This window comes from Microvirga yunnanensis, assembly GCF_025460875.1.
The window spans coordinates 22,510-42,143 of record NZ_JAMXFI010000068.1; the positions used below are offsets into that span (position 1 = coordinate 22,510).

Annotated in this window: 25 protein-coding genes and 1 pseudogene; 15 read left to right on the forward strand and 11 right to left on the reverse strand. The window is 68.6% G+C overall.

Annotated features, from left to right (window positions below; all coding sequences use genetic code 11):
• Nucleotides 1-489, forward strand: coding sequence for a GNAT family N-acetyltransferase (locus NF876_RS27045; RefSeq protein WP_262271459.1), 489 nt, complete (start codon nucleotides 1-3; stop codon nucleotides 487-489).
• A gap of 3 nt (nucleotides 490-492) precedes the next feature.
• Here NF876_RS27045 and NF876_RS27050 read toward each other — a convergent pair whose 3' ends face one another.
• Nucleotides 493-1,194, reverse strand: a complete 702-nt coding sequence (locus NF876_RS27050; protein WP_262271460.1) for an ArsR/SmtB family transcription factor — start codon at nucleotides 1,192-1,194, stop codon at nucleotides 493-495.
• 78 nt (nucleotides 1,195-1,272) lie between these two features.
• Between NF876_RS27050 and NF876_RS27055 the strand changes: the two genes are divergently transcribed.
• Together NF876_RS27055 and NF876_RS27060 are read left to right on the forward strand one after the other, a co-directional pair.
• Nucleotides 1,273-1,602: an NIPSNAP family protein gene (locus NF876_RS27055; RefSeq protein ID WP_262271461.1), complete on the forward strand. Its 330-nt coding sequence runs from the start codon at nucleotides 1,273-1,275 to the stop codon at nucleotides 1,600-1,602.
• Nucleotides 1,599-1,976: an antibiotic biosynthesis monooxygenase family protein gene (locus NF876_RS27060; protein WP_262271462.1), complete on the forward strand. Its 378-nt coding sequence runs from the start codon at nucleotides 1,599-1,601 to the stop codon at nucleotides 1,974-1,976. The genes NF876_RS27055 and NF876_RS27060 overlap by 4 nt, the downstream gene beginning before the upstream one ends.
• On the opposite strand, the gene NF876_RS27065 is transcribed toward NF876_RS27060, so the two are convergent.
• On the reverse strand, nucleotides 1,960-2,946 hold the full coding sequence (locus tag NF876_RS27065; protein WP_262271463.1) for a M23 family metallopeptidase: 987 nt from the start codon (nucleotides 2,944-2,946) through the stop codon (nucleotides 1,960-1,962). The genes NF876_RS27060 and NF876_RS27065 overlap by 17 nt on opposite strands.
• A 330-nt stretch (nucleotides 2,947-3,276) precedes the next feature.
• Here NF876_RS27065 and NF876_RS27070 point away from each other — a divergent pair, with 330 nt between their 5' ends.
• From NF876_RS27070 to NF876_RS27080, 3 genes are read left to right on the forward strand one after another with little or no spacing between them, the layout of a single operon-like run.
• Nucleotides 3,277-4,017, forward strand: a complete 741-nt coding sequence (locus NF876_RS27070) for a heme ABC transporter permease (RefSeq protein WP_262271464.1) — start codon at nucleotides 3,277-3,279, stop codon at nucleotides 4,015-4,017.
• A gap of 5 nt (nucleotides 4,018-4,022) precedes the next feature.
• On the forward strand, nucleotides 4,023-4,178 hold the full coding sequence (gene ccmD / locus NF876_RS27075; RefSeq protein WP_210810955.1) for a heme exporter protein CcmD: 156 nt from the start codon (nucleotides 4,023-4,025) through the stop codon (nucleotides 4,176-4,178).
• On the forward strand, nucleotides 4,171-4,749 hold the full coding sequence (locus NF876_RS27080) for a DsbE family thiol:disulfide interchange protein (protein WP_262271465.1): 579 nt from the start codon (nucleotides 4,171-4,173) through the stop codon (nucleotides 4,747-4,749). Before ccmD ends, NF876_RS27080 begins: the two co-directional genes overlap by 8 nt.
• Here NF876_RS27080 and NF876_RS27085 read toward each other — a convergent pair.
• Nucleotides 4,715-5,203 carry a YaiI/YqxD family protein gene (locus tag NF876_RS27085; RefSeq protein WP_262271466.1) on the reverse strand — a complete coding sequence of 163 codons (489 nt, stop codon included), beginning with the start codon at nucleotides 5,201-5,203 and terminating at the stop codon, nucleotides 4,715-4,717. The two genes, NF876_RS27080 and NF876_RS27085, sit on opposite strands and share 35 nt — an antisense overlap.
• Before the next feature lie 137 nt (nucleotides 5,204-5,340).
• On the opposite strand from NF876_RS27085, the gene NF876_RS27090 reads away from it, so the two are divergent.
• Nucleotides 5,341-6,684, forward strand: a complete 1,344-nt coding sequence (locus NF876_RS27090; RefSeq protein WP_262271467.1) for an adenylate/guanylate cyclase domain-containing protein — start codon at nucleotides 5,341-5,343, stop codon at nucleotides 6,682-6,684.
• A gap of 100 nt (nucleotides 6,685-6,784) precedes the next feature.
• Here the strand turns inward: NF876_RS27090 and NF876_RS27095 are convergent, their stop codons facing one another.
• Together NF876_RS27095 and ftsY are read right to left on the reverse strand one after the other, a co-directional pair.
• Nucleotides 6,785-7,381 (reverse strand): septation protein A, encoded by a 597-nt coding sequence (locus NF876_RS27095; RefSeq protein ID WP_262271468.1) that lies wholly within the window; start codon nucleotides 7,379-7,381, stop codon nucleotides 6,785-6,787.
• Nucleotides 7,378-8,727, reverse strand: a complete 1,350-nt coding sequence (ftsY, locus tag NF876_RS27100; protein ID WP_262271469.1) for a signal recognition particle-docking protein FtsY — start codon at nucleotides 8,725-8,727, stop codon at nucleotides 7,378-7,380. Before ftsY ends, NF876_RS27095 begins: the two co-directional genes overlap by 4 nt.
• 202 nt (nucleotides 8,728-8,929) lie before the next feature.
• Between ftsY and NF876_RS27105 the strand changes: the two genes are divergently transcribed.
• Entirely contained in the window at nucleotides 8,930-9,631 is a 702-nt protein-coding gene (locus NF876_RS27105; RefSeq protein WP_262271470.1) for an RluA family pseudouridine synthase, read from the forward strand.
• Between the two features lie 55 nt (nucleotides 9,632-9,686).
• Here the strand turns inward: NF876_RS27105 and mtaB are convergent, their stop codons facing one another.
• The 3 genes from mtaB to NF876_RS27120 all read right to left on the reverse strand — a co-directional run bounded on the left by mtaB (nucleotide 9,687) and on the right by NF876_RS27120 (nucleotide 12,686).
• A complete protein-coding gene (mtaB, locus tag NF876_RS27110; RefSeq protein WP_262271471.1) occupies nucleotides 9,687-10,940 on the reverse strand; it encodes a tRNA (N(6)-L-threonylcarbamoyladenosine(37)-C(2))-methylthiotransferase MtaB in 1,254 nt (417 codons plus the stop codon).
• Nucleotides 10,940-11,824 (reverse strand): diaminopimelate epimerase, encoded by an 885-nt coding sequence (dapF, locus tag NF876_RS27115; protein WP_262271472.1) that lies wholly within the window; start codon nucleotides 11,822-11,824, stop codon nucleotides 10,940-10,942. The genes mtaB and dapF overlap by 1 nt, the downstream gene beginning before the upstream one ends.
• Nucleotides 11,825-11,948: 124 nt before the next feature.
• Nucleotides 11,949-12,686, reverse strand: a complete 738-nt coding sequence (locus NF876_RS27120; RefSeq protein WP_262271473.1) for a sulfite exporter TauE/SafE family protein — start codon at nucleotides 12,684-12,686, stop codon at nucleotides 11,949-11,951.
• Between the two features lie 244 nt (nucleotides 12,687-12,930).
• Here NF876_RS27120 and NF876_RS27125 point away from each other — a divergent pair, with 244 nt between their 5' ends.
• Nucleotides 12,931-13,668, forward strand: a complete 738-nt coding sequence (locus NF876_RS27125) for a GyrI-like domain-containing protein (RefSeq protein WP_262271474.1) — start codon at nucleotides 12,931-12,933, stop codon at nucleotides 13,666-13,668.
• A complete protein-coding gene (locus NF876_RS27130; protein WP_262271475.1) occupies nucleotides 13,665-14,336 on the forward strand; it encodes an HAD family hydrolase in 672 nt (223 codons plus the stop codon). The genes NF876_RS27125 and NF876_RS27130 overlap by 4 nt, the downstream gene beginning before the upstream one ends.
• Here the strand turns inward: NF876_RS27130 and NF876_RS27135 are convergent.
• Nucleotides 14,293-15,357 carry an MBL fold metallo-hydrolase gene (locus tag NF876_RS27135; RefSeq protein WP_373696724.1) on the reverse strand — a complete coding sequence of 355 codons (1,065 nt, stop codon included), beginning with the start codon at nucleotides 15,355-15,357 and terminating at the stop codon, nucleotides 14,293-14,295. The genes NF876_RS27130 and NF876_RS27135 overlap by 44 nt on opposite strands.
• A gap of 142 nt (nucleotides 15,358-15,499) precedes the next feature.
• Complete coding sequence (locus NF876_RS27140) at nucleotides 15,500-15,646, reverse strand: hypothetical protein (RefSeq protein WP_262271476.1); 147 nt, start codon at nucleotides 15,644-15,646, stop codon at nucleotides 15,500-15,502.
• Between the two features lie 257 nt (nucleotides 15,647-15,903).
• On the opposite strand from NF876_RS27140, the gene NF876_RS27145 reads away from it, so the two are divergent.
• From NF876_RS27145 to trmD, 5 genes are all read left to right on the forward strand, one after another.
• Complete coding sequence (locus tag NF876_RS27145) at nucleotides 15,904-16,119, forward strand: eL24 family ribosomal protein (RefSeq protein WP_173947754.1); 216 nt, start codon at nucleotides 15,904-15,906, stop codon at nucleotides 16,117-16,119.
• A 2-nt stretch (nucleotides 16,120-16,121) separates the two neighbouring features.
• Nucleotides 16,122-17,669, forward strand: coding sequence for a signal recognition particle protein (ffh, locus tag NF876_RS27150; protein WP_262271477.1), 1,548 nt, complete (start codon nucleotides 16,122-16,124; stop codon nucleotides 17,667-17,669).
• A gap of 72 nt (nucleotides 17,670-17,741) precedes the next feature.
• Nucleotides 17,742-18,101 carry a 30S ribosomal protein S16 gene (gene rpsP / locus NF876_RS27155; RefSeq protein WP_183453851.1) on the forward strand — a complete coding sequence of 120 codons (360 nt, stop codon included), beginning with the start codon at nucleotides 17,742-17,744 and terminating at the stop codon, nucleotides 18,099-18,101.
• A 5-nt stretch (nucleotides 18,102-18,106) separates the two neighbouring features.
• Nucleotides 18,107-18,826, forward strand: coding sequence for a ribosome maturation factor RimM (gene rimM / locus NF876_RS27160; protein ID WP_373696725.1), 720 nt, complete (start codon nucleotides 18,107-18,109; stop codon nucleotides 18,824-18,826).
• On the forward strand, nucleotides 18,823-19,506 hold the full coding sequence (gene trmD, locus NF876_RS27165; RefSeq protein ID WP_262271478.1) for a tRNA (guanosine(37)-N1)-methyltransferase TrmD: 684 nt from the start codon (nucleotides 18,823-18,825) through the stop codon (nucleotides 19,504-19,506). Before rimM ends, trmD begins: the two co-directional genes overlap by 4 nt.
• Here trmD and NF876_RS43860 read toward each other — a convergent pair.
• A pseudogene (locus tag NF876_RS43860) lies at nucleotides 19,503-19,634 on the reverse strand (IS481 family transposase); the annotation flags it as partial. The gene trmD and the pseudogene NF876_RS43860 overlap by 4 nt on opposite strands.

The window sequence follows — 19,634 nt, forward strand, 5'->3', positions numbered from 1 at the left end:
ATGGGAGGCCGTCTCATTGTCCGAATGCGCCGTCTGCTCACCGGGCCCGTGCCGGCCCCCGTCTGGCCGGCCGGGATCCGGCCGGTCCCGTTCGAGCCGGACCGTCATGCGGAGCAGGTTCATGCGCTTCTCGGGGAGGCCTATTCCCGCGGCGGCGGCTATGTGGAGCCCTTCACGATCTGGTGGCCCAGTCTGCGGCACGATCCGGAATACGATCCGGCCCTGGTCGTCATCGCGGTGGACGGGCGGGACGAGGTCGTCGGCGTGGCGCAGTGCTGGACGAGCGCATTCGTGAAGGATCTCGCGGTCGCGCCGGCCACGCGCCGGCAGGGCCTGGGTTCGGCCCTGCTGCGACAGGTCTTCCGGATCCTGCGGGAGCGGGGCGCCAGCTTCGTCGATCTCAAGGTCGATGCCGACAACCCCTCCGGGGCTCTGCGGCTCTACCGCTCCCTCGGATTCGACGAGGTCGGGTCGTACCGGCTCTCCTGAGCGTCAGGCGGCGCGGGTGTCCTCGTCAGGGACCCGCCCGAACGTGGCGTCGAACCCTTCTGCGCCCTCGCAGGTGAAGGTGAGGACGCGGCCCGCGTCGCGCCGGACCCATTGCTTCTCGATCAGCCGGTCGAGGATCGCCGCGCCCAGGGCGCCCCCGAGATGACTGTGCCGCTCGCTCCAGTCGAGGCAGGCACGGCACACGGGGCGGCGGCCCTTTTCCAGCCTCGTCAGATCGATGCCGAATTCCGTGAAGACGACGCGGCCCTTGTCCGTGAGCGCGAGATCCTGCCCGCCCGCGAGCAGGCCCTGCCGCTGCGCCCCGTTCAGCAGCGCGACGCCGCGCTCGCCAGCGAGATGGTCGTAGCAGATCCGGGCCGAGCGCAGGGCCGCATCCTTGGGGCCGGTGCGGACCCGGGTCGCTCCCGTGCGCTGAGCCAGGCCCATCAGGGCCTCCAGGACCTGCGCCACATCCGGCCCCGAGAGCCGGAAATAGCGGTGGCGCCCCTGCTTTTCGGCGACCAGCAGGTTGGCCGCGTCGAGCTTGGCGAGATGGCCGCTGGCGGTCTGGAGGGTGACGCCGGCGGCCTGCGCGAGCTCGCTCACGGTCAAGGCCCGCCCGTCCATGAGGGCGGTGAGGATGTTGGCCCGGGCCGGATCGCCCAGGAGCGCGGCCACGGACGCGATGATGGGTCCTTCTTTCATACTTCGATCATAGCCGAACCATCGACGTCGATCAATCGTCTAAGAAGGAGGGGTCTTCGACAACAGGATGTTTGAACGATGATCACCTGCTTCATCCGCTACGAGATCGATCCCTTCAAGAGGGAAGCCTTCGAGGAATACGCCCGCAACTGGGGCCAGGCGATTCCCCGCTGCGGCGCGGACCTCATCGGCTATTACGCCCCGCACGAGGGCTCCGCCACCACCGCCTACGGGGTCTACACGGTTCGGAACCTCGCCGAATACGAGGCCTATCGCGAACGCCTGCGCGATGATCCCATGGGACGGGCGAATTATGAATTCGCCCAACGGGAACAGTTCATCCGCCGGGAAGACCGGATCTTCCTCCGGTTGGCCTCGGCCCCTCACGCGGAGTTGATCAGACCATGATCGCGGTCATCTTCGAAGTCTGGCCGGACGGGGACGCAGGCAGGCGGGACTATCTCGGCCTCGCGGCCGCCCTGCGCTCCGACCTCGCCGCCATGGACGGCTTCATCTCGGTCGAGCGCTTCCAGAGCCTGACCGAACCGGGCAAGATGCTGTCGCTGTCGTTCTGGCGCGACGAGGAGGCGGTGCGGGCCTGGCGCAACCTGCCGTCCCATCGGGCGACCCAAGGGGCCGGTCGCGCCGGCACCTTCAGGGATTACCGCCTGCGGGTCGCGGCCGTGATCCGCGATTACGGCCTGACCGACCGCGCCGAGGCGCCGACCGACAGCCGGGCGGTGCATGTCGGCCACCGTAACGGCCTTACGGGCGAAGGCTGATCCCGAAGGCCTGCTCGATGGCGGCCTTGCCGTCCCGCTCGACCCGATAGACGGCGCGGTAGAGGCCCGGCCGGAAGCCGCCGGACGGCTGCTTCACGCCGGCAAAGGCCATCCACTGCGCCTTGTCGCGGTCGAGGGGCGGCGCCTTGTTCTGGGCGACCGGTTGGCCGTCCGGATCGAACAGGGTGAGGGTCTGGACGTCGCCGCCTTTCAGCCCGATGGCCCGCACATAGGCCACGAGCGCCGGAGACCGGGTCGTGGGCGTGTCCTGCTCGACGGCGCCCGATTCGATCGCCGCCATGGTCACCGGCCCCAGGGCGAAGCCCTTGTTGAGGACGCTGCCGCCCTGATAGGCGAGCGCGCGCTGAAGCGAGGCCTCCCACAGCGACGTGCCGCCGCCGCAGGATTTCTCCGGCGCGCCATACGCGAAGGGGTCGACCGGCTTGCCGTCCTTGAGCAGGGTGAAATGCAGATGCGGGAATTCGGTCAGGCCCGACAGCCCGACCTGGCCGATCCTGTCGCCGGCCTTCACCTCCTGGCCCGAGCGCACCGCGACGCTGCCTTTCGCCATGTGGCAATAGGCCGTGCGCCAGCCGTTGCCGTGATCGATCACCACCGCGTTGCCGCAGCCGATCCGGCTGATCGCCTCGCGGGTCTCGGCGGTCACCGCGACGTCGGGAACCCCCTCGCGGGTGCTGGCCACCCGGCCGTCCGCGGCCGCGATCACGTCGATGCCGGCCTTCTGCGCCGCCATGGTCGGCACGCGGATGTCGGTCCCGTCATGGGTGTCGTAGGTGAGGGTGCCGCACTGGTAGTCGCTGGCGCCCGGCGAGGGGTCGCGATCCACGTAATGCTGGATGAAGCAGGTGCGTCCGACCTCGCAGGCGACCGGCAGACGCAGGCTGATCTCCTGCGCGGCGGCAGGAAAAGCGAGGGCGAGGCCGAGCAGGCTGAAAGGTCCAAGGCGCATGATCGCTCCGCAATGACGAGGCGGGATTATAGGTCGGCGTGAGCGGCCATGAAGGGCGGCGAGCTTTCACTCTCCCGTCATCACGGCCTCGTGCCGGTGGTCCCGGTCGAAAGAACGCCGCGCTCCAGACAAACGGGATGGCCGGGACAAGCCCGGCCATGACGTGACAGGGTGTCCGTTCCCGCGCAGCGATAAAGCCAAGCCTCTACGCATATTTCCGGAATGCCCCGCAGGTCTGGACGCGTCTAAAACCCGTTCTGGCGAAAACGTTATGCGGCTTGCGGCGATGTCTCCGTTGCAGGCGCAGCCCTGGACCGCTACATCGACACCATGATCCGAGACCTTGCCAATCCGACCCGCTTCATGAGCCTCAGCGGCACGCTGCTGCCGTGGGTGGGCGGTCTGGCGGCGCTTCTCATGGCGGCCGGGCTCTCCATGGTCTGGTTCACGGCGCCCGCCGACTATCAGCAGGGCGAGACGGTCAAGATCATGTACATCCACGTGCCGGCGGCCTGGCTGTCCCTGTTCTTCTACATGATCATGGCGTCCTCGGCGCTCGGCACGCTGGTCTGGCGCCATCCGCTGGCGGACGTGTCCCAGAAGGCGGCCGCGCCGATCGGGGCGGCGTTCACGCTGATCTGCCTCGTGACCGGGTCGCTCTGGGGCAAGCCCATGTGGGGCACCTATTGGCAATGGGACGCGCGGCTGACCTCCATGCTGGTGATGCTGCTGATCTATCTCGGCATTCTCGCGCTCTGGCGCGCCATCGAGGAGCCGAACCGGGCGGCCCGGGCGGTGTCGATCCTGACCCTCGTGGGGGCCGTGAACGTGCCGATCGTGAAGTTCTCCGTCGACTGGTGGAACACCCTGCACCAGCCGGCCTCCGTGTTCCGCCTCGGCGGACCGACGATCCATGCCTCCATGCTCGTGCCGCTCCTGGTCATGGCCGCGGCCTTCACCCTGCTGGGCATCGCCCTGCACCTGTCGGGCATGCGCACCGAGATCCTGCGCCGCCGGGTGCGCACGCTCACCATCCTCGAGGCCGAGCGCCTCGACGCACAGGCGGCCTGACGCCCATGTCGCACACGTTCTTCATCGCGTTCTCCTACATCCTGACGGCCCTCGTGGTGATCGGCCTGATCCTGCGCGCGGTCATCGACCACCGCATCCAGGTCCGCGCGCTGGCCGAGCTCGAGGCTCGCGGCATCGGCCGGAGGTCCCGCCGTGGCTGACGTTGTCGAGCGCCCGCGCTCCCGCCTTCTCTTCCTGCTGCCCGGCCTCGTCTTCGTGGCCCTGGTGGTGCTGTTCGGCGTGCAGCTGATCTCCGGCCGCAACCCGGCCGAGGTTCCTTCAGTGCTGATCGACAAGCCGGTCCCGATCTTCGATCTCGCGCCGCTCGAAGGCCTTCAGGCCGACGGCCGGCCGGTGCCGGGCTTCTCGAACCGGGACCTCAAGGGCCGGGTCACGGTGGTGAACGTCTGGGCGTCCTGGTGCGCGCCCTGCCGGCAGGAGCATCCGCTCCTGGTGGAGCTGGCCCGGGACCCGTCGGTCCGGGTGGTCGGCATCAACCAGAAGGACAACCCGGACAACGCCCGCCGCTTCCTGGGCGCGCTCGGCAACCCCTATGCCGCGGTCGGGATCGATCCGAACGGCCGCGCCTCCATCGACTGGGGCGTCTACGGCGTGCCCGAGACCTTCATCGTCGGGCCGGACGGTACGATCCGCCACAAGCATATCGGGCCTCTGACGCCGGAGAATTTCTCGGCCTTCAAGCAGCGCCTGGCACAAATCCCGCGCGCTTGAGCCGGTTGATCGCCACGTCGAGGGCCGACAGGAAGGCCGAGCGGTCCTTCTGCGAAAACGGCCTCGGACCGCCCGTGACCTCCCCCATGGCGCGCAGGTCCTCCATCAGGTTGCGGGTGGCGAGCGCCATGCCGACCGACGCTTCCGTGAAGGGTTTTCCGGTCGGGCCGATCACCTCGGCGCCCGCCTTGACGCAGCGGCTCGCCAGTGGGATGTCGGCCGTGACCACGATGGCGCCGCGCTCGGCCCGCTCGGCGATCCAGTCGTCGGCCGCGTCGAAGCCGGCGCTGACCACGACACGCTCGATCAGCGGATCCTGGGGCACCTGCAGGAAGGCGTTCGACACCACGAAGACTTTCACCCCATGGCGCCCGGCGACCCGGTAGATCTCGGGCTTCACCGGGCAGGCATCCGCATCCACGTAGAGGATGATCGGTTGGAACGTCTCGCTCATGGTCCCTATATTCCTGTGGGATGCGGGGATGCCGCCGGGTCGTCCCGGCAGGCCGTGACGGCGTAACCATTCGGTCATCGGCGTTGAGGCACGTCTCGGCCTGCAAGATCAACCCCTTCGGGAGCAAAAAGAAGCCCGTGACCCCCCGATCCCGCATCCGCGCCGCCCTGGGCCTGATCCACTCCCTCCGCACGACCCCGGTGCTGAGCGATGCCACGCACCGGCTGATCCGCGAGGCCGACACGGGCGCGCTGCAGCGGGCCGGGCTCGCGCGCATGGTCACGGCCGGGCTGCTGCTCATGGCCGTCCTGGTCACCACGGCGAGCGTCGAGCTCGCCAACCCGATGGCGCTCAAGCAGGTCTGGGCCGCGGAGCTGACCCTGGTGCTGTTCGGAGCCCTCGGCTGGACCGGAGCCTGGCTCGCCTCGAAGCGCATCGCCATCGAGAGGCTGCCGGTCGTCACGGCCATCCTCGATGCCTGCCTGGTTCTCGGCAACCTGGCCTATACCCATTGGGGCCTCGGGATCCCCGGCAGCCTCTTCTCGGTCTTTCCGGTCGCCTGGGTGGTGCCCATCACCATGGCGGCGGCGGCGATCCACTACCAGCCGCGGCTCCAGGCCTTCGTGGCGGCCATCTATGTGATCGGCCTGTCGCTCCTCGCCTTCGGCAGCGGCTACACGAGCCCGGCGGAGCGCCAGCAGGACCTGTCCGAGATCATCGGGGTGTTCTCCGCCCAGGCCAACCTGGTCCGCCTCGTCATGGTCTTTGCCGCCGCCCTGATCCTGATCCTGGTGGCGCGCCAGGGACGGCTGATGCTGGAGCGGGCCGTGCGCGAGACCACCCTGCGGGTGACGCTGACCCGCTACCTGCCGCGCGAGCTCGCGCCGATCCTGACCGACCAGGCCTTCGCGTCCCTGCGCCAGGGGCGGCGCATTCCCGTCACCCTGCTCTTCGTCGACATCCGCGCCTCGACCACCTTCGGCGAGACCATGGAGCCGGCGCAGCTCGCGGTCTTCATCACGTCGTTCCGGCGGCGGGTACTCCGGGCCGCGAGCCGCCACGGCGGCGTCATCGACAAGTTCACGGGCGACGGGGCGCTCGTCCTGTTCGGCGTGCCGGGCGCGCGCGACGACGATGCCGGCCGGGCGCTCGCCTGCGGGCGCACGCTTCTCACCCTGATCGAGCGCTGGAACGCCAAGCGCGGCTTCAACCCGCCCGTGCGCCTCGGCATCGGCATCCATACGGGCGACGTGTTCTGCGGCGTGGTCGGCGACGAGAGCCGGCTCGAATTCACCGTGGTGGGCGAGACCGTCAACATCGCGTCCCGCATCGAGCAGGCGACGAAGGGCGCCGGTTGCGAGCTCCTGGCGTCGCAGGAAACGGTCGTGGCGGCGGGCGAGGAAGGCCTCTGGACCGAGGTCGCGTGCGAACCCCTGCCGGGCGTGACGCGCAAGATGGTGCTGATGAAGCCGGCCGGGTGAGGGCTCGCATCCAATCCTCCCGGCCATCCCGCTTGTGTTGAGCGCAGCGTTCTTCCGATCGAGATCACCGGCACAGGGCCGGTGATCACGTGGCATTTGCTTAAGCTTCCTCCGCCTTCTTGACCTCGTGCTTGAGCAACAGCGGCGTCTGCGCCAGGGCGAACGCGATGGTGAGCGGCATGATGCCGAAGACCTTGAAGCTGACCCAGAAATCTGTGGTCTGCGTGCGCCAGACGATCTCGTTGAGCGCGGCGAGCGCGAAGAAGAACAGGGCCCAGCGCAGCGTCAGCTTACGCCAGCCCTCCTCGTCGAGCTCGAACACGCTGTCGAGCACGATCTGCAGCAGGGGCTTGCGGAAATACAGGCCGCCGAGCAGCACCAGCCCGAACATGGTGTTCACGATGGTGGGCTTGAGCTTGATGAAGGTCTCGTCCTGCAGGAACAGGGTGAGCCCGCCGAAGACCACCACGACGATGCCGGACACCATCGGCATGATCGGCAGCTTGCGGGTGAGCCCGTAGCTGATGCCGAGCGCGATCACGGTCGCCACGATGAAGACCCCCGTGGCGGCGAAAATGCGATGGTCTTCCGGGAAGCCGAACCGGTCCCCGTAGGCATTGCCGAGGAAGAACAGGGCGAGCGGCCCGAGTTCGAGGGCGAGCTTGAGCAGGGGAGGGAGGCGCTTGTCGTCGGTCATGAGGTTGCTTCTAACCCGGCAATGGCTTTTGCGAAATCCCGTGCGGTGAAAGGCTCCAGGTCCTCGACGCCCTCTCCGACGCCGATGAAGTGGACCGGGAGGCGGAATTTTTCGGCGAGCGCCACCAGGATGCCGCCGCGGGCGGTGCCGTCGAGCTTGGTCATGACGAGGCCGGTCACGCCCGCGGCCTTCTGGAACAGCTCGACCTGGCTGATGGCGTTCTGGCCCACCGTCGCATCGAGCACCAGGAGGGTGGCGTGCGGCGCGGTCGGGTCGAACTTCTTCACCACGCGCACGATCTTCTCGAGTTCGGCCATGAGCCCGGCCTTGTTCTGCAGGCGGCCGGCCGTGTCGATGAGGAGCACGTCGGAGCCGTTCGCCTTCGCCTCCTGCAGGGCGTCATAGGCGAGGCCCGCCGCATCGGCGCCCTGTGCCCGGGCGAGCACCGGCGCGCCGACCCGTTCGCCCCAGACCTTGAGCTGCTCGATGGCCGCGGCCCGGAAGGTGTCGCCGGCGGCGAGCATCACCTTCAAGCCCTGCTGGCGGAACTTCTGGCTCAGCTTGCCGATGGTGGTGGTCTTGCCCGCTCCGTTCACGCCGATCATGAGAATGACGAAGGGTTTCTTCGTCCGGTCGATGGCGAGCGCCTGGGCCACGGGCTGGAGCGCCTTCTCGACCTCGCCGGCGAGAATCGCCTTCACCTCCTGGGGGGAGATCTCCTTGTTGTAGCGGCCCGATGCGATCGCCGCGGTGATCCGCATGGCGGCCGGGACGCCGAGATCGGCCTGGACCAGGGCGTCCTCGAGCTCCTCAAGGGTCGCGTCGTCGAGCTTGCGCTTGGTGAAGAGGCCGGTGACGCTGTCCGACAGGGACGAGGAGGTGCGGCGCATGCCGTCCGTCAGGCGCTGCCACCAGCCGCGCGCCGCCGCAGGCGCCGCATCGGGGACCGGATCAGGCAGCACCTCGGCGGGCGCCGGTTCCGGCGCCGGCAGGTCCGCGGCCGTGATGTCGGGGCGCAGTTCGGGACCCGTTTCGGTCAGGATGCGCGGCAGCGGCTCCTGCGGGTTGGTGCCCTCGGGATCGAGGCCCTCCACGGGCTGGAGGTCCGCACCGGCCAGTTCCGGCGCCGCCTTGGCGTCTTCGGGCGTATCGGGGGAAGCCTCGGTCACGGTCGGGGGCGCGGACGTCAGGTCGTCCGCGGCGTTGGCCGGCGGCGAGGGCATCGTCTCGGGATGGCCTCCGGCCTGCGGCGTCTCCGGCGCCGCCTGCGGGGCGGCCGGGGTCTCGGTCTTGCGCCCGAACAGACGGGAGAGGAATCCGGGCTTGTCGGGCTTGGTGTCAGCCATGGGTGCTGCTGTGCCTTTTCATTCTTGTGCTTGATTGAGCGCTGCCGCCTCGATAGCGCATCGTGCACAAAAGTGGGAAACGGTTTTCGCTTGCGCGGCCCTCTGGGACCGCACCAAACGATGCGTCTGCATTCAGCGTAAGCATCGGATAAACTCTAACAGTGGGTTCCACTTTTGGCGCCGATGCTCTAGCCGAGGCCTCATGAATGCGGAAGAGATAGTGAGCCGATTGCTGTATCGCGATGCCCTGATGCTCGTAATCGACAAGCCCGCCGGCCTGCCGGTGCATCCCGGCCCCAAGGGCGGCGAGACCCTGTTCCATCACCTCGACGCCCTCCGCTTCGGTCTGCCGCGCCGCCCGGAGGCGGCGCACCGCCTCGACAAGGATACCTCGGGCTGCCTCGTGCTCGGCCGCCATCCCAAGGCCATCGCCCGCCTCAACGAGCTTTTCCGCAAGGGTGAGGTCGACAAGGTCTATTGGGCCGTGGTCGAGGGCGGTCCCCGGGCCGAGGAGGGCGAGATCGACCTGGCGCTCGCGCCGAAATCGCCGGATCGCGGCTGGTGGATGAAGGTGGACCCCAGGGGCCAGCCCTCCCTGACCCGGTGGCGGGTGCTGGGGCGGGGCGAGGGCCTCGTGCTGCTCGAGCTGCGCCCCATCACCGGCCGGACCCACCAGCTGCGGGTCCATTGCGCGGCCATGGACTTCCCGATCCTCGGCGATCCCATCTACGGCACCGCCCCGCGCTTCGGCGGCCCGGGCCTGCACCTGCACGCCCGCAGCGTCACCGTGCCGCTCTATCCGAAGAAACCGCCGATCCTCGTGGAAGCCCCGGTGCCGGAGCATATGCGGGAGCGCGTGGAGGCTTGCGGCATCAGGATGGACGGCAGGGGCGGCCCGACCTGACGATCCGCCGCATGTCGTCGCCGGCCTCGCGCGGGCGATCCGCCCGAACGAGCTCTTATGCCGCCAGCAGGTCCTTGCCGTCGTGGCCGGCGATCGTGGTCGGGACGATCTCGCCCGGCGTCACGGGCCGGTCGAAGCGCACCAGGGTGAATCCTTCCGTGCGGCCGAGCCGGTTCGTCTCGATCAGCACGTTGCGGCGCGCGCCGATCTCGCCGCCGAGATGCCTCAGCAGGGCGGCCTCGCCCTTTTCGCGCAGGCGCCGCGCCCGGTCCTTCACCACGTCGCGCGCCACCTGCGGCATGCGCGCGGCCGGGGTGCCGGGGCGGGGCGAGAACGGGAAGACGTGGAGATGCGTGAGGTCGCATTCGTCCACGATGGCGAGGGAGCGCGAGAACATCTCCTCGGTCTCGGTCGGGAAGCCCGCGATGATGTCGGCGCCGAAGACCATGTCGGGGCGAAGGCGCTTCACCTGTTCGCAGAACGCTATGGCGTCCTGTCGCAGATGGCGGCGCTTCATGCGCTTGAGCACCATGTCGTCGCCGGCCTGAAGTGACAGATGAAGATGCGGCATCAGGCGGCTCTCGCCGGCGATCGCGTCCAGGAGGTCTTCGTCCGCCTCCACGGAATCGATCGACGAGATGCGCAGGCGCTCCAGCTCCGGCACGTGGCGCAGCAGGCCCTTGACCAGGGTGCCGAGCTTCGGCTCACCGGGGAGGTCCCGGCCGTAGCTCGTGATGTCGACGCCGGTGAGCACCACTTCGCGGGAGCCGTGCTCCACGAGGGTCCTGACCTGCTCCACCACGGCCCCCATGGGCACGGAGCGCGAATTGCCGCGGCCGTAGGGGATGATGCAGAAGGTGCAGCGGTGGTCGCAGCCGTTCTGCACCTGCACGAAGGCGCGCGTGCGTCCGCGCATGCCGTCGATGAGGTGAACGGCCGTTTCCTTCACGGCCATGATGTCGTCGACGAGAATCTTCTCGCTCGAGCCCACGCCGAAGTCACGCATCCCGGCCCAGGTCTCGGCCTTCATCTTCTCGTGGTTGCCGACGACCTGGCTGACCTCCGGCATGGCCGCGAAGGTTCCAGGCTCCACCTGGGCGGCGCAGCCCGTCACGATGATGCGGGCGTCCGGCTTCTCGCGGGCGAGCTTGCGGATCGACTGGCGCGCCTGGCGGGTCGCCTCGGCGGTCACCGCGCAGGTGTTGACGATGACCACTTCGCCGAGGCCCGCCGCTTCCGCGTGGCGCTGCATGGCCTCCGACTCGTAGGTGTTGAGCCGGCAGCCGAAAGTGACGACCTCGACCGCCATCAGGCCACCTCGGCGAACAGGGCCGGGGAGAGGGTGCCCTCGTGCTCCAGTTCGGTCGGACCGGTCATGAGGACATGGCCGTCGCTCTCCCGCCATTCGATGACGAGGTCGCCGCCGGGAAGCGCGACCACGGCCTTGCGGCCGGTCAGCCCCTTGCGGGCCGCCGCCACGAGGGTCGCGCAGGCTGCGGATCCGCAGGCCCGGGTGGCGCCCGCTCCCCGCTCCCAGACCCGTAAGCTGATGTGCTCCGGGCTGGTCACCTGGGCGAAGGAGATGTTGGCGCGCTCCGGGAAGGCCGGGTCGTGCTCGAAGACCGGACCGATGACGGCAAGGTCGTAGGCCTGGGCGTCCTCGACCCAGAAGACCGCGTGCGGATTGCCCATGCCGACCGCCGAGGGGGCCCGCAGCTCGGGCGCCTCGGGCAGGACCGTGTCGATCGCGATCGTGCGGGTGTCCGGGTAGGGATCGCGCAGGGGAATCTCGTTCCAGGCAAGGCGCGGCGGGCCCATGTCGACGGTGAAGACCGTGTCCGAGACGCGCTCCACCGGCAGCAGCCCGGCCTTGGTTTCCAGCACCAGGTCGCCCGCGACCGGGCGGCTCATGACCGGATCGGTCGTCATCGCCCAGGCGACGCAGCGGGTGCCGTTGCCGCAGGCGCCGGATTCCGAGCCGTCCGTGTTGTAGATGCGCATATAGGCGTCGGTGCCCGGCGTCACCGGATCGTGCAGCACCATCAGCTGGTCGAACCGGGAGCGCGGATCGGACGCGATGGCGCGCGCTTCCGATGCGCTCACGCGATGGGCGGAGCCGCGCAGGTCGAGCACGGTGATCTCGTTGCCGAGACCGTTCATTTTCAGGAAGCGGCTGTTCGAAAGGGCGTTCATGCGGGCGTATATGGCTCAAAACGCCCGAAACCGCGAGAGGGGTCGCGCGCGTCTGCGGCAATATCGTCTGAAGCATCGGACCCGAAAGTGGATTTGCCCTTTTGGGACCGGTCCGATGCGTGCGTTAAAATGCCTGCACGATCCGGGGGATGCTGGTCGCCACGATGAGCAGGCCGACCGCGACCATCAGGGGCCGGGTCGGCACCCGGCTGACCACGAAGCCGCCCAAGGGGGCGGCCAGCACCCCGCCGGCGATCAGACCCGCGGCCGAACTCAGCTCCGACCAGCCCAGGTTCAGGATGAAGGTGGCCGACACCACGGATGTGACGAGGAACTCCGTCAGGTTGGCGGAGCCGATCACCTGCCGCGGGGCATGGCCGCGCCCGATCAGCGAGCTCGTGACGACCGGGCCCCATCCGCCGCCGCCCATGGCGTCGAGCAGGCCGCCGCCGGCGCCGATCCACGGCACCATCCAGTCCCGGACCTCCCGGGGCCAGAGCGGACGGAATGCCTTGAACGTAATGTAAAGGCCGATGGCCATCAGATAACCGGACACCAGGGGCTGGATCGTCTTCGCGTCGATGCTGGACAGGATGAAGGCCCCGACGGCTCCGCCGAGCATGCCGGCCGGCGCGAGGCGGGCCACGAGGCGCCAGTTCACGTTGCGGTGGAGCACGTGCGAGGCGCCCGAGGCCGCCGTGGTGAAGATTTCGGTCACGTGGGTCACGGCGCTGGCCGTGGCGGGCGGCACGCCGAAGGCCAGAAGGCTCGTGGTCGAGAGCACCCCGAACGCCATGCCCAGCGCCCCGTCGACGAGCTGCGCTCCGAAGCCGATCAGCGCAAAGATCAGAAAGTCTTCCATTCCTGAGCAGCCTCGACGGGGACGGACGGGAGCTCGAGCATAGGCCAAGGGGATGACGTTGGGGATGACGTTGCGAGAGGGATCGCGGCGCCCGGCCAGAGGATTTTTTGTGCAGCTTATGAAAGGATGGCCTGCTGCAATCCGTCCTCCATGGAAGCCCGTGGACGGCCTCGCCGCTGCACCAAAACACCCCTATGGTGCTGCACCGTCTCTCTTCTTGATTCGCGGGTAAGGCGTCCTTCACATGCGGCTGCGCTCTTCAGGTCTTCTCCTCGTTTTCGCCCTTTGCTCAGGCGTCGCCCTCGCGCAGACGCCCCCGCCGGCAAGCCCCCCGGCCACCGCCGAGACGCCGGCCTCTCCTGCGGCTCCGGCCCCTTCTCCCGCTCCGGCCGCCCCGCAGGCGCAGGGCGCGCCGACGCCGGTCACACCCGCACCGGCCGCTCCCGCACCCGCCACACCTGCGCCCGCGCAGGAGGCGGGCCGCACGACCCTGTTCCCGAATCCGAGCGATCCGTCCGGCGTGGAGGAGGGCGTGCTCGTGTCCAAGCCCACGGTGGTGCTCTCGGGCACCAGCACCTGGGACGACGCCTTCACCAACCTGAAGAACGCTTTCGCCAAGATCGACGGTGAGCTGAAGAAGGCCGGGATCGCGCCGGCGGGCCGGCCGGTGACGATCTTCGTCGACACCGACGACGACGGCTTCAAGTACGACGCGATGGTGCCCATCGCCCGGGTGCCGGACGGCAAGACCGAGCTCACGCCCGAGATCAAGTTCGGCAAGACCCCGGAGGGCAAGTCCTTCCGCTTCGTGCACAAGGACGCCTATGACGAGATCGACGGCACCTACGAGACGATCACGGCCTATCTCGACATCAAGGAGATCGTCGCCAAGGACGCGTTCATCGAGGAATACGTGAGCGACTTCACCGATTCCCAGGACACCAATTTCGAGGTGAACATCTACGTTCAGCCCAAAGAATGATCGCGCTCTTCGATCTCGACGGGACCCTGACCGACCCGAAGGCGGGCATCACCCGGTCCGTCCAGTATGCCCTCGAAAGGCTCGGACGCCCCGTTCCGGACGCGGGCGCCTTGACCTGGATGATCGGCCCGCCGCTGGTTTCGGGCTTCACGGAGCTCTTGGGCGGGGCCGAGGAGGTGCCGGACGCGGTTCGCTTCTATCGTGAACGTTACGGCGATGTCGGGCTGTTCGAGAACGAGGTCTATGCGGGCATCCCGGCCTTGCTCCGGAGCCTCGAGGAGAAGGGCGTCCGCCTCCATGTCGCGACGTCGAAGCTCCAGGTCTTCGCGCAGCGGATCCTCGAGCATTTCGATCTGTCGCGGTTCTTCGCCGGGATCTACGGCTCCGAGCCCGACAACCGCAACGCGGACAAGCGGGATCTCATCCGGCATATTCTCGACCGGGAGCGCTTCGACCCGGCCGGCGCCGTCATGATCGGCGACAGGAAGCACGATGTCATCGGCGCGGCAGCCAACGGCATCGCGACCATCGGGGTCTCCTGGGGCTACGGGTTCCGGGAGGAGCTGCGGCAAGCCGGGGCCGCATGTCTGGCCGACGATCCGCAGGGCCTCGAAGCGGCGATCCTCAGGCTGACGGGGTCCACGCCTCGCCCGGCCGCAACGGCCTGAACCGGGCCTCCGGGATTTCGGCCGCCCGGAGGGCCGCCGCCAGTTCCTGCGGCGGCTCGTCGACCCCCTCGTTGGTGAGCCGGAACGTCCCCCAATGGTGGCCCAGCGCCTGCTCGGCCTCGATGATCCGCAGCACCTTCACGGCATCCTCCGGGTTCATGTGCTGCGGCTCCATGAACCAGCGCGGCTCATAGGCGCCGATCGGCAGATGGGCGAGCCGCGGCCGGCCGAAGCGCTCGCGGACCGCGCGGAAGATTTCTCCCTCGCCGAAGCCGGTATCGCCGATATGGTAGACCGTGCCGGCCGGCGTGGTCAGCACATAGGCGCACCAGAGCGCCATGCGCCGGTCGTTGATGCCCCGCGCCGACCAGTGATAGGCGGGCTCGAGATGGGCCGTGACCCCGTTGCCGAGATCGACCGACCCGCCCCAGTCCCGCGTCTCCACGGGGATTTGCGGATGGTCGGCCCGGATGACCGCATCGTTGCCGAGCGGCGCGACCACCTTCGGGCGGTGCCGCTGCCAGAGGCGGCCGAGGGTGTCCGTGTCGAGATGGTCGTAGTGGTTGTGGGTAATCAGCACCGCATGGACCGGAGGCAGGTCGTCGAAGGCGATGCCGGGCGGGTTGACCCGTTTGGGACCCGCGAAGGAGACCGGGCTCGCCCGCTCCGAGAACACCGGATCGGTCAGGATGTTGAGCCCCGCCACCTGGATCAGGAACGAGGCGTGGCCGATCAGGGACGAGCGCAGGTCCCGCACCTCGGCCGGGGGCTTGTCCCAGAAGGGGCTCGGGAAGCTGTCCGGCCAGTCCTTGCGCCCGCCGCCGAGCTGCCAGCGCGCGAGCTCCAGAAAGCCCTTGTCCTGCGGCTGGTTGGCCAGGAAGAACCGGACCCCGTCGAAATGATCGGTGACCGGCCCCTGATAGTAGCGGTTCGTCGCCCGGGCGGCGGTCATCCAGCTTAACGCACCGGTTGCGGCCACGACGGGAAGCCCGAGGATTTTGAGAAGGGTGCGGCGGTTCATGGAGGTATCGTCTGCGGTGAAGCTTTAAGCGTGGGGACGACGGCCCGGATCGGCAAGGGGCTCGGTCCCGTTCTCCCGGAACACCCACTCCCATGGTGGCCGGGCTCGTCCCGGCCATCCCGACTTAGAAGGGCTCAGCGCCTCAAATCATCGAGATCACCGGCACGAGGCCGGTGATGACGAGGCGGGTCCGAGCCGCGGGGGCAGCCGGGCCCATCCCGATCAGGACGAGCGCGCCGCCTCGAACGATCGAGATCACCCGCACGAGCCCGGTGATGACGGGGGGCACGCCTTCGCCTCGTCCCGGCCGGCGACCGTCGAGACATCAAGATCCTCCATCGTCTGCCTTTTCCTTGACTTCTCGGTCTTTTCCCCTTAGGGGCTGACCGCAAATCTGTAGAGCGAGCCCTTTGAGCCGCCGACCAGCCCGCGAGGCTGGAGGTCAACGTCCGACAGCGCGATGCGCCCTCGGGCGCGTTTCTCTTTGGGTTTCCTTTGCGCCGTCGCAACCGGACGAGCCGGATCGCGACGCATGAGGATGAACGGATGTCGGACGACGCATTGCGCATCGAGGACGCGGTCAACGAGACCTGCCCGTGGTCGGGGAAGCCGATCGCGGCGGATTCGCTCACCCTCTACCGCGGCGAGGTGGTCGGTTTCTGCAATCCCGGCTGCCGCGACAAGTTCAAGGCGGCGATCGACCACTTTGAAAAGGCCCTTGCGAAGAGCGATGTACCTCTCATCGCAAAAGGAATTGAGTGATCATGTTCGAAGGCCTTTCCGAGAAGCTTTCCACCATCCTCGACTCGCTGACGCGCAGGGGCGCGCTCACCGAGGAGGACGTCAACGCGGCCCTGCGTGAGGTCCGCCGCGCCCTGCTCGAGGCCGACGTGGCCCTCGAGGTGGTGCGCTCCTTCACCGACAAGGTGCGCTCCCGCGCGGTCGGCGCCGAGGTGGTCAAGTCCGTCTCCCCGGGCCAGCAGGTGGTCAAGATCGTCCATGACCAGCTCGTGGAGATGCTGGGCTCGGACGCGGAAATCATCGACTTGAACGCGGTTCCGCCCGTCGGCATCCTCATGGTCGGTCTCCAGGGTTCGGGCAAGACGACCACCACGGCCAAGATCGCCCGGCGCCTGAAGGACCGCGAGAACCGCCGCGTGCTCATGGCGTCCCTCGATACCCGCCGCCCGGCGGCACAGGAACAGCTCGCCGTGCTCGGCAAGCAGGTGGGCGTCGACACCCTGCCCATCGTGGCCGGCCAATCGGCCGTGCAGATCGCCCGCCGCGCCATGGAAGCGGCCCGTCTCGGCGGCTACGACGTGGTGATGCTCGACACGGCCGGCCGCGTGACCGTGGACGAGGCCCTCATGGTGGAGGCCGCCGAGGTGCGCGCCGCCACCGGCCCGCACGAGGTCCTCCTCGTGGCCGACGCGCTCACCGGCCAGGACGCGGTCAACACCGCCCGGGCCTTCGACACCCGCCTCGGCGTCACCGGCATCGTGCTCACGAGAATGGACGGCGATGCCCGCGGCGGCGCCGCCCTGTCCATGCGCGCCGTCACCGGCAAGCCGATCAAGCTCATCGGCACCGGCGAGAAGGTCGACGCGCTCGAGGAGTTCCACCCCTCGCGCGTCGCCAACCGCATCCTCGGCATGGGCGACATCGTCTCGCTGGTCGAAAAGGCCGCCGAGAACTTCGACCAGGCGCAGGCCCAGCGCATGGCCGAGAAGATGCGCAAGGGCAAGTTCGACCTGGAGGATCTGCGCGACCAGCTCGCCCAGATGGAGAAGATCGGCGGCCTGAACGGCATGCTCGGCATGCTGCCCGGCGTGGCCAAGATGAAGTCGCAGCTCGAGAACGCCAATCTCGACGACCGGATCATCAAGCGCCAGCGCGCCATCATCGATTCCATGACCCCGGCCGAGCGCCGCAACCCGGACATCCTCAAGGCCTCGCGCAAGAAGCGCATCGCGGCCGGCGCCGGCGCCAAGGTCGAGGAGATCAACAAGCTGCTGAAGATGCACCGCCAGATGGCCGACGTCATGAAGATGATGGGCGGCGGCAAGGGCAAGGGCATGGCGGGCGCGCTCGGCAAGATGTTCGGCCTCGGCGGTGGCGGCATGCCCCAGCCGACGCCGGAGCAGATCGAGGCGCTGCAGAAGCAGATGGGCGGCAAGCTGCCCGACTTCCCGGGCGGCGCCGGCGGTCTTCCGCCCATGCCCAAGGGCGTGCCCGGCCTGCCGGGCCTGGGCGGGGCCAAGATCCCGGGCCTGCCCGGCATCGGCGGCTTCCCGTTCGGCAAGAAGAAATAGGTTTCGTCATTCCCGCCCGGGCGGGAATGACAGGCAAGAAGTTTGATCACAGGACACCAAAAGGAGTTTCCCATGTCCCTGAAGATCCGTCTCACCCGTGGTGGTGCGAAGAAGCGTCCCTACTACCGTATCGTCGTCGCCGACTCGCGCTCCCCGCGCGATGGCCGCTTCATCGAGAAGGTCGGCACCTACGACCCGATGAAGCCGAAGGACGATGCCGGCCGCGTCGTTCTCGAGACCGAGAAGATCCAGGCTTGGCTCGCCAAGGGCGCCCAGCCGACCGACCGCGTCCTGCGCTTCCTCGACGCCGCCGGCCTCCTGAAGCGTCCGGCCCGCAACAACCCGCAGAAGGCCGTCCCGGGCAAGAAGGCCCAGGAGCGCGCGGACGCGAAGGCCGCCGCGGCTGCCGCCGGCGAAGGCGAGGCTGCGTAAGCGCCATGTCAAAGCGCGAGCGTTTCCAAAAAAAGCGCTCCGCCTCACCCCTCCCCCTTGTGGGGAGGGGCAGGGGTGGGGGTGTCAGCGCAAACCTCTTCAAGGGTACGCTGACACCCCCACCTCCCACTCCTCCCCACAAGGGGGAGGAGAGCAGGACGGCGCCCGTTCGGGACGATCTCGTCCTCGTGGGCGAGTTCGGCCGCGCCCATGGCCTGAAGGGCGAGGTGCGGCTAAAATCCCATACGGGTGACCCGCAGGCGATCGCCGGCTACAGGCCGCTCATCGCATCCGACGGCCGATCCTTGTCCCTCAAATCCGTGCGGCCCGCCCCGGGCGGCGCACCCGATCTTCTCATCGCGGTGGTCGACCGCGTGACCACGCGCGAGGCCGCCGAGGCGCTCAACCGCGTACACCTCTACGTCGAGCGCGACAGGCTTCCGCCGCCCGACGAGGACGATGAATTCCTGCTCGCCGACCTGATCGGGCTGTCCGTCCAGACCGAAGCCGGCGAAACCATCGGCACCGTGATCGACGTGCCCAATTACGGCGGCGGCGACCTCCTCGAAATCGCGCCCGCGCAGACGGGCCCGACCGCGTTCCTGCCCTTCACCAAGGCGTTCGTGCTGGTTGTGGACCTCGTGGCCAAGCGCCTCGTGGCCGTGCCGCCGGACGACCTGTTCGAACCGGCGAAAGCCGCGCCCGACTCCGGGGACGAGGCGTGAGCTTTTCCGCCACCGTCCTGACCCTCTATCCCGACATGTTCCCCGGCCCCCTGGGCATGTCCCTGTCGGGGGATGCGCTCGCGCGCGGCGTGTGGTCGCTCGCGGCGAGGAACATCCGCGACCACGGCCTCGGCCGCCACCGCACGGTGGACGACACGCCGGCGGGCGGCGGTCCCGGCATGGTGATCCGCTGCGACGTGCTGGCCGCCGCCATCGACGCCAATATTCCGCCCGACGATCCGCGCCCGAAGCTGCTCATGAGCCCGCGTGGGCGGCCGCTGACGCAATCCCATGTCCGCGACCTCGCGGCCGGCCCCGGCGTCGTCATCGTGTGCGGCCGCTTCGAGGGCGTGGACGAGCGCGTGATCGAGGCCCGCGGCTTAAGGGAAGTCTCCATCGGCGATTACGTGCTCTCCGGCGGCGAGATGGCCGCGATGATCGTGCTCGACGCCTGCGTGCGGCTGCTGCCCGGCGTCATGGGCAAGGAGGCCTCCGGCACCGAGGAGAGCTTCGAATCGAACCGCCTCGAATATCCGCACTACACCCGGCCGCGCGAATGGGAGGGCCGGCCGATCCCGGACGTGCTGCTCTCCGGCAACCACGCCCTGATCGAGCGCTGGCGCCAGGAGGAATCGGAACGGATCACGCGCGAGCGCCGGCCGGATCTTCTGGAGCGCTAGCTGTCTGGATGCGAGACCTCCTTGGCGTGAGCGACAACCTGGAGGGCTGGTGGCAAAGCGTCTGAATCGGGTGGCTTGTAGCGTCGGTTGGCCAGCTTCGGCTCGGCGGCCAGGCGGCTGTGCACGAC